This is a genomic window from Cellulomonas sp. A375-1, from assembly GCF_001040865.1.
GTDB lineage: Bacteria > Actinomycetota > Actinomycetes > Actinomycetales > Cellulomonadaceae > Cellulomonas > Cellulomonas gelida.
This window is the reverse complement of record NZ_LFKW01000116.1, coordinates 21,016-29,245: the sequence shown is the minus strand read 5'-3', so window position 1 is coordinate 29,245 and position 8,230 is coordinate 21,016. Positions and strand designations below refer to the sequence as shown.

Here is an 8,230-nt window from a genome sequence, read left to right as displayed (position 1 = left end):
CCCCGCCGTACGGCACGCCGGGCTCGTCGGGCCCCGCGCCGCGGACCACGCCCTACGGCCCGGGCGCCCCCTACGCCTCCGCGACCGCGACGAGCCCCGCGTACGCGTCGGGTTCGGGCGGCGGGCAGCCGTACACCTCGCCGTACGCCGGTCCCCCCTACGGCTCGGCCACGGCCTACGCCTCGGCGCCCACGGCCCACGCGTCAGGCCCGGCCGCTCCGGCGGCGCCCGCCTACGCCGCCACGCCCACCGCGTACGGCACGCCCACGGCGTACGGGCCGCGGCCGGTGACCCCGTCGGCACCCCCGCGCCCCAAGCCCCCGCGTCGACGCGGGCCGGGAGCGACGAGCATCGGCATCGTCGTCGCGCTCGCGCTGCTGACGCTCGCCGGCCTGCTCGCGGCGGACCGCGCCGGTGAGTTCGACGGCCCGGTGCTGCTCACGACGCTCGGGGTGACCGCACTCCTCGCGGGCATCGGCGTGGTCGTCTCCGGCCTGCGCGGTCGCACCAGCGGCTCGCTCGGGTTCCTGGCGATCATGGCGCTCGTCGCCTCCCTCCCCGTGGGCGCGGCGACGCACCGCGACTGGGCCTGGGACGGGTCCGGGATCCACCAGAGCACCGACCCCGTCGTCGTCACGACGCGCACGGCAGCCGCCGAGGGCCTGCACTTCGGTGCGGGCGACGCCGTCCTCGACCTGACCGACGTCCCCCTGAGCGACGACCTGCTCCAGGTGCCCGTGTCCGTCGGGGCCGGGCGCGTCGAGATCGTCGTCCCCGACGACGCCGCGGTCCAGGCCGCGGTGCGCGTCGGGCTCGGCAAGGTCACGTGGGACGTGGACGGGGACTACCAGACGGCCAGCGGCATCCGCATGGACGACTCGACCTTCCGCGACCAGGCGAGCGAGACCGGCAGCCCGCAGCTGTCGCTCGACGTCTCCGTCGGTGCGGGCGAGGTCACGATCACCCGGGAGAACTCATGAGCACCGAGCAGCAGCCCACCACCGGCCACCCCGGGACGGGCGACGACCCCACGGAGACCCTCACCACCGAGGTCCCCACCACTGAGGACCTCACCAGCGAGACTCTCGCCACCGAGAACCTCCCCGGCGAGGCCCTCACCACCGAGGTCCCGGCGAGCACCGCACCCACCGGTGCGGCCGCCGACGAGGGCATCTCGACGACGCCCCCCGCCACGGCGAGCGACCCGCAGGTCGCCGCGCAGGCCGCCGAGGTCGAGCGACCCGAGCGCGGACCCCGCGTGGGGACGGTCGTGTGGGGCCTGGTCCTGGCCGTGCTCGGCGTGGGCGTGCTGGCCTGGGCGGGCGGGCGGCGCATCGACGTCGACGTCGCGGCGATCGTGCTGGTCGCCGGCGCGGGCGTGGCCCTGCTGATCGGCTCGATCATCTCGGGCACGCGCCGCCGGCGCTGAGCGGTGCCGCACGCGCGAGGGGCTCTCACCCACCCGGGTGAGAGCCCCTCGTCGTCGTGCGAGACGTCAGGCGCGCGGCTCGTCGCGCCGCGCCGGGTCGACGACCGGGTCGGGCGGCGCGACGTGCGACGGCGGCGCGGACGCCGGAGGCGCGGCCGGAGTCGTGGTGTCCGGCACGACCGGCGGTGCCGAGGTCGTCGGAGCAGCCGTCGTCGGAGCGGCGGGTGCCGCGGTCGTGGCGGGAGCCGTCGTCGCGCGGGGCGGTGACGTCGGGGCGACCGGTGCGGCGGCGACGGGCGCTGCGGCCACGGGCGGGGCGGCGACCGGCGCGGGGCCGACGACCCGCGAGTCGGTCTCGACGACGTCGGCCGGGCTCAGCCGCCTCAGCGCGAAGCCGACGAGGAGGAACACGACCCCCAGGCCGACCACGAGCAGCGCCACGCCGAACGCGACGACCGACGTGAAGAGCGACGCCCGGAGGAACGACGCGGTCATCATCGTCTCGCGGACCGGGTCCTCGCGGTCGAGCTCGGCGTACGTCTTGCCGCCCGAGGCGTCGAGCGCGTGATGGTTGATGATGTCGGCCTGGACCCAGGCCTCCCACGGCGTGTCGACGAGCTGACCCTGGAAGGCCTTCGCGTCGTCGGAGACGGTGATCTTCTCGGCGGCGAGGTTGCTCGCCACCAGACCCCACGTGACCGCACCGGCCACGATGAACAGGATCCCGAAGACGATGACCCAGAGGCCGAGCCCCCGAGCTCCGTGCTTGCCAGCGGTGGTCGCCACGTGCGGTTCCCCTCTCTCGAGCGTTCCCCTTGCCGACCCGACGGGCGCAGGGGCCGTGCGACGTGCGGGTGCCTACGTTCCTGCAGGTCGACTGTAGCGAGATGGGGACGAATCGCACCCGGTGACGCTCTGCGGGCACGACGAGAGGCGCTCCCGGCGGGGAGCGCAGGACGAGCCCCGTCAGCCCGTGACGGGCTGCGTGGCCTCCGCCGCCTCGACGCGCGCGAGTCCCTGCGTGTGCACGCGTCGCTCGAGGACGAAGGACATCACGGGCACGATGCCCGCGAGCGCCATGGTCACGAGCCGGCCGAAGCGCCACCGCATGGTCGCCCACAGGTCGAACACCGTGACGAGGTAGACCACGTAGATCCACCCGTGCGCGAACGGGACCCACCCGAATGCGGCCGCGACGCCGTCGGCGTGCAGCACGTACTTGACCAGCATCTCGGCGCACAGCAGCAGGAGCATGGCGCCCGTGATCCATGCCATCACGCGGTAGCGCGTGAGCGAGCCGCGCGCCTTGCGGCTCCAGTCCGTCGTCGTCCCGGCGTCCGTCGTCACGTCCTCATCCCTCGTCATGCCGGGTCACTCCCACTCGATCGTGCCCGGCGGCTTGCTCGTCACGTCGAGGACGACCCGGTTGACCTCGGGCACCTCGTTGGTGATGCGCGTCGAGATGGTCGCGAGCACGTCGTACGGCATGCGGGTCCAGTCGGCCGTCATGGCGTCCTCCGACGACACGGGTCGCAGCACGATCGGGTGGCCGTAGGTCCGGCCGTCGCCCTGGACGCCGACCGAGCGCACGTCGGCGAGCAGCACCACGGGGCACTGCCAGATCTCGCGGTCCAGGCCGGCGCGCGTGAGCTCCTCACGAGCGATCGCGTCGGCGGCGCGCAGCACGTCGAGACGCTCGGCCGTGACCTCGCCGATGATCCGGATGCCCAGGCCGGGGCCGGGGAACGGCTGGCGCCAGACGATGGCCTCGGGGACGCCGAGCTCGAGGCCGACCGCGCGCACCTCGTCCTTGAACAGCGCACGCAGCGGCTCGACGAGCTCGAACTGCAGGTCGTCGGGCAGGCCGCCCACGTTGTGGTGCGACTTGATGTTCGCCGCGCCCTCGCCGCCCCCGGACTCGACCACGTCGGGGTACAGCGTGCCCTGGACCAGGAACTTGACCTCGCTTCCGGTCTCGCCGGACTCGGCGACGACCTCGCGCGCGGCGTCCTCGAACACGCGGATGAACTCGCGGCCGATGATCTTGCGCTTGGTCTCAGGGTCGGTGTGGCCCGCGAGCGCCTGCAGGAACCGCGCACGCGCGTCGACGATCTTGAGCCGCACACCGGTCGAGGCGACGAAGTCCTTCTCGACCTGCTCGGCCTCGCCCGAGCGCAGCAGCCCGTGGTCGACGAAGACGCACGTGAGCTGGTCCCCCACGGCACGCTGCACGAGCGCTGCGGCCACCGACGAGTCGACGCCGCCGGACAGCCCGCAGATCACGCGCGCGTCGCCGACCTGCGCACGGATGCGCTCGACCTGCTCGGCGATCACGTTGCCCGGGTTCCAGTCGGGCGTCAGACCCGCACCCTCGTAGAGGAAGTTCTCGAGCGCCTTCTGACCGAGCGGCGAGTGCTTCACCTCGGGGTGCCACTGCACGCCGAACAGGCGCCGCTCGCGGTTCTCGAACGCGGCGACGGGTGAGCCCTCGCTCGTCGCGAGGACGTCGAAGCCCTCGGGCGCCGCGTGCACCGCGTCGCCGTGGCTCATCCACACCGTCTGCTGCTCGGGGCTGCCCGCGAGCACCGTGCCGGTCGCGGAGACCTCGAGCGCGGTGCCGCCGTACTCGCGGCGGCCCGTCTGCGCGACGGTCCCGCCGAGCGCCTGCGCCATGGCCTGGAAGCCGTAGCAGATGCCGAGGACCGGCACGCCGGCATCGAACAGCGCGGGGTCGACGAACGGCGCGCCGTCGGCGTACACCGAGGAGGGGCCCCCGGACAGGATGATCGCGGCGGGGTCCTTGGCGAGCAGGTCCGCGACGGTGGCCGTGTGGGGCACGATCTCGGAGTACACGCTCGCCTCGCGCACGCGCCGTGCGATGAGCTGGGCGTACTGCGCGCCGAAGTCGACGACGAGGACCGGGCGGTGAGCTGTCGGCTGCTCAGGCGTCTGAGTCACGCCCTCAGGGTAGTCGCCGCGTCCCGCTGCTCCGGCCCGACGTCCACCGTGCGGCACGTGGGGGACCACGGCGGCGCAGAGCCCGGCGCAGAGCCCGGCGCAGACCCCGGCGCGGACCCCGGCGCGGACCCCGGCGGAAAACGAGTCGAGTCGTGTCGGTGCCCGCCCGTAACGTGGAACGAGTGCGATCCCTCCCCTTGGCTGACCCGGGTACCCCGCCTCTGACGGGTCCCGTGGCGTACCTGCTGTGGCAGGCGCGCCGGCAGTGGGGCATCCTCACCGTCGGTGTGCTGCTCGGCATCCTGATGTTCTCGTGCCAGGCCGCGCTGCCGTACGTCACCGGCTACGCGATCGACTCCGGCCTCGCGCACGGCTTCGACTCCGACCTGTGGCGCGCCGCGGGTGCGCTCGCCGTGCTGGGCGTGATCTCGGCCGCCGCCTCGGCGATCGGGCACCGCTACGACGTCGAGAACTGGCTGCGCGCCTCGTTCGCGGCGTCCCAGCTGGTCGGGCACCGTGTCGCCCGCTCGGGTCACACCATCACCGCGGAGCTGCCGACCGGTGAGGTCGTCTCGGCCGTCGCGAACGACGCGCTGCGCATCGGCGAGATCTTCCACACCGCCGCGCGGTTCATCGGCTCGATCGTGGCCTACGGCATCGCGGCATTCGTGATGCTGCGCACCTCGGTGCCGCTCGGCCTCATCGTCGTGCTCGGCCTGCCGACCGTGACGATCTGCATCGCCGCGCTCGTCAAGCCGCTGCAGCGCCGTCAGGTCGCGCAGCGCGAGGCGTCCGGCCGGCTCACGACGCTCGGCTCGGACACGGTCTCGGGCCTGCGCATCCTGCGCGGCATCGGCGGCGAGGGCGTGTTCACGGCCCGCTACCGCGAGCAGTCGCAGCTCGTGCGGCGCAAGGGTGAGGCCGTCGCGGTCACGCAGTCCTGGCTCGACGCGCTGCAGGTGCTCCTGCCGGGGGCGTTCGTCGTCGTGCTGATCTGGTACGGCGCGCACCTGGCCGTGGCGGGCGAGATCACGCCCGGCCAGCTGGTGCAGGCGTACGGGTTCGCCGCGTTCCTCGCGTGGCCGGTCCAGCAGATGACGTACACGGTGCAGTCCGCGACGCGTGCGCACGTGGGTGCCGGCAAGGTGCTCAACGTGCTGCGCGTCGTGCCCGCCACGGGTGCTCGCCCGGGTACGCAGGCAGCGCCGCCGCCGGGGGTCCCGCTGGTCGACGAGACCTCGGGCGTCACCGTCCGGCCCGGCCTGGTGAGCGCGCTCGTGAGCGCGGACCCCGACGAGTCTGCGGCGATCGCCACGCGCATGGGTCGGTTCGACGACGAGGCCGAGGTCGCCACGCCCGTGCGGCTGGGCGGCGTGCTGCTCGCCGACCTGGACAAGCAGGTCGTGCGCGAGCGGATCCTGCTGGCCGAGGCGACCCCGCACCTGTTCTCGGGCACGCTCGCGAGCGAGCTCGACGTGCACGGCCCGGGCGACGCCGAGCGCCTGCTGCGCGCCATCGCGCTCGCCGACGCGCACGACGTGCTCGACTCCGTGCCGGACGGGCTCGCGGGCGAGATGCCGGAGAAGGGGCGGTCGCTGTCGGGCGGCCAGCGCCAGCGCGTCGCGCTCGCGCGTGCGCTCCTGCTCGACCCGGAGATCCTGCTGCTGGTCGAGCCGACGTCCGCGGTCGACGCGCACACCGAGGCGCGCATCGCGGCCCGGCTCGCCGGCGAGCGGCACGGACGCGCGACGCTCGTCGTGACGGCGTCGCCGCTCGTGCTCGACCACGTCGACGAGGTGCAGCTGCTGGTGGACGGCCGCGTGGTCGCCACCGGGACGCACGCCGAGCTGCTGGCCCGCCAGGACGCGCACGGCGCGGCGTACCGCCGCGTCGTCGAACGTCACCTGGACGACGAGACGCCTCCGCAGGGTGTCCCGGCGGTGGTGACGCGGCCCGTCGACGTGACGGGTGACGACCCGATCGCCGACGAGGCGTTCGACGCACTGCTCGACGGACAGCCCGCCGGGACCCACGAGACACGAGGAGGTCGGCCGTGAAGCTGCCCATCGCCGACGCGGCGACGGTCCGCGCGTACGCGGTCCACCTCCTGCGCGCCCACCGTCGGCCGCTCACCGGCATCGCGGTGCTGCACACGTTCGCGGCGGTCCTCGGCCTGGCCGGGCCGTGGCTGCTCGGGCGGCTCGTCGACGCGGTCGCGGACGGCACCACCACGGGCTACGTCAACTCCCTCGTCGCGCTCGGCGCGGGCGCAGTGCTCGGGCAGACCGTGCTCACGCGGTTCGCGCAGCGCAGCTCGATGCTGTTCGGTGAGATGGTCTTCGCCGACCTGCGCGAGGAGTTCATCGAGACCGTCACGTCGCTGCCGCTGTCGACCGTCGAGCGGGCGGGCACGGGTGACCTCGTGGCCCGCACGACGAACGACGTCAACAAGCTGCAGAACGCGGTGCGCTTCGGGGTGCCGCGCGTCATCGTCGCCATCGTGACGATCACGCTCACCGTGGTCGCGTGCGTCGTCCTGTCGCCGCTCGTCGCGATCGCGATGTTCGTGGGCGTGCCGGTGATGGTCGTCGTCGTGCGCTGGTACCTGCGCCGTGCGACGCCTGCCTACCTGCGGGAGTCCGCCGCGTACGCGACCCTCAACGGCACCATCACGGAGTCGGTCGAGGGCGCGCGCACGGTCGACGCGCTGCGCATGGGCCCGCGCCGCGAGGCACGCGTCGAGGACGACCTGCGCGAGGCGTTCGACGCCGAGCGCGTGACGCTCAACCTGCGCACCGCGCTGTTCCCGGGAGTGGACTTCGCCTTCACCGCCGCACCCGTCGCGGTGCTGCTGTGGGGCGGGTGGTTGGTCTCGCAGGGGCACGTGACGCTGGGCGTCGTCGCGACGATCGTGCTCTACACGTACCAGGTGTCGGGCCCCGTCTGGGACCTGATCTTCTGGCTCGACGAGATCCAGGTCGCGGGGACCTCGCTCGCGCGGATCGTCGGCATCCGGCTCGTCGAGCCGGACCGCGAGGCGCGTGAGGGCACGCCCACCGACGAGGACGTGAGCGCTCGTTCGCTGCGCTACGCGTACCGCGAGGGCCACGACGTGCTGCACGGCATCGACCTCGACCTGCGCTCGGGCGAGCGGCTCGCGGTGGTCGGTCCGTCCGGTGCGGGTAAGTCGACGCTGGGCCGCATGCTCGCCGGTATCCACCCGCCCACGGGTGGCACGGTGAGCGTGGGCGGCGTACCGCTCGTCGACCTGCCGCTGGAGGAGCTGCGCGGGCACGTCGCGCTCGTCACGCAGGAGCACCACGTCTTCGTCGGCACCGTCGCGGACAACCTGCGGCTCGCCGACCCGGACGCGTCGCAGGAAGCGCTGCGGCGCGCGCTCGAGGCGGTCGACGCATGGGGCTGGGTGGCCGCACTGCCCGAGGGCCTCGCGACCGAGATCGGCTCGGGTGGCGCCCCGCTGACCCCGGCGCAGGCCCAGCAGATCGCCCTCGCGCGGCTCGTGCTGCTCGACCCGCACACGCTGGTCCTCGACGAGGCGACCTCGTTGCTCGACCCGCGCGCCGCGCGGCACCTGGAGCGTTCGCTCAACGGCGTCCTCGCGGGGCGCACGGTCGTCGCGATCGCGCACCGCCTGCACACCGCGCACGACGCGGACCGCGTGGCCGTCGTCGACGGCGGCCTGATCACCGAGATCGGCCCGCACGACGAGCTGGTCGCGGCGGGAGGCGACTACGCCGCGCTCTGGCGGTCGTGGCAGCACGAGTCCTGACCGGGTGCGCCCCCGCACAGGGCCACCCGCACAGGGCCACCCGCAGCCGACCC

The 8,230-nt window shown here is 74.0% G+C and carries 7 protein-coding genes; 4 read left to right on the top strand and 3 right to left on the bottom strand.

Going from position 1 to position 8,230, the window contains the following annotated elements; genetic code table 11:
• Positions 1-980: LiaF domain-containing protein (locus tag CWIS_RS19790; protein ID WP_048343544.1), on the top strand; the 980-nt coding region annotated here is incomplete at its 5' end.
• Positions 977-1,429, top strand: coding sequence for a hypothetical protein (locus tag CWIS_RS17695; protein ID WP_053071702.1), 453 nt, complete (start codon positions 977-979; stop codon positions 1,427-1,429). The genes CWIS_RS19790 and CWIS_RS17695, both read left to right, overlap by 4 nt.
• A 66-nt stretch (positions 1,430-1,495) precedes the next feature.
• Here the strand turns inward: CWIS_RS17695 and CWIS_RS19855 are convergent, their stop codons facing one another.
• The 3 genes from CWIS_RS19855 to guaA form a co-directional block, all read right to left on the bottom strand.
• Positions 1,496-2,215 (bottom strand): hypothetical protein, encoded by a 720-nt coding sequence (locus tag CWIS_RS19855; protein ID WP_369796564.1) that lies wholly within the window; start codon positions 2,213-2,215, stop codon positions 1,496-1,498.
• Between the two features lie 180 nt (positions 2,216-2,395).
• Positions 2,396-2,794 (bottom strand): DUF3817 domain-containing protein, encoded by a 399-nt coding sequence (locus CWIS_RS12050; RefSeq protein ID WP_048343543.1) that lies wholly within the window; start codon positions 2,792-2,794, stop codon positions 2,396-2,398.
• Between the two features lie 6 nt (positions 2,795-2,800).
• Positions 2,801-4,387, bottom strand: coding sequence for a glutamine-hydrolyzing GMP synthase (gene guaA / locus CWIS_RS12045; protein WP_048343542.1), 1,587 nt, complete (start codon positions 4,385-4,387; stop codon positions 2,801-2,803).
• Between the two features lie 182 nt (positions 4,388-4,569).
• Between guaA and CWIS_RS12040 the strand changes: the two genes are divergently transcribed.
• Complete coding sequence (locus CWIS_RS12040) at positions 4,570-6,444, top strand: ABC transporter ATP-binding protein (protein WP_048343541.1); 1,875 nt, start codon at positions 4,570-4,572, stop codon at positions 6,442-6,444.
• Entirely contained in the window at positions 6,441-8,177 is a 1,737-nt protein-coding gene (locus tag CWIS_RS12035) for an ABC transporter ATP-binding protein (RefSeq protein WP_048343540.1), read from the top strand. The genes CWIS_RS12040 and CWIS_RS12035 overlap by 4 nt, the downstream gene beginning before the upstream one ends.
• Positions 8,178-8,230: the final 53 nt, after the last annotated feature.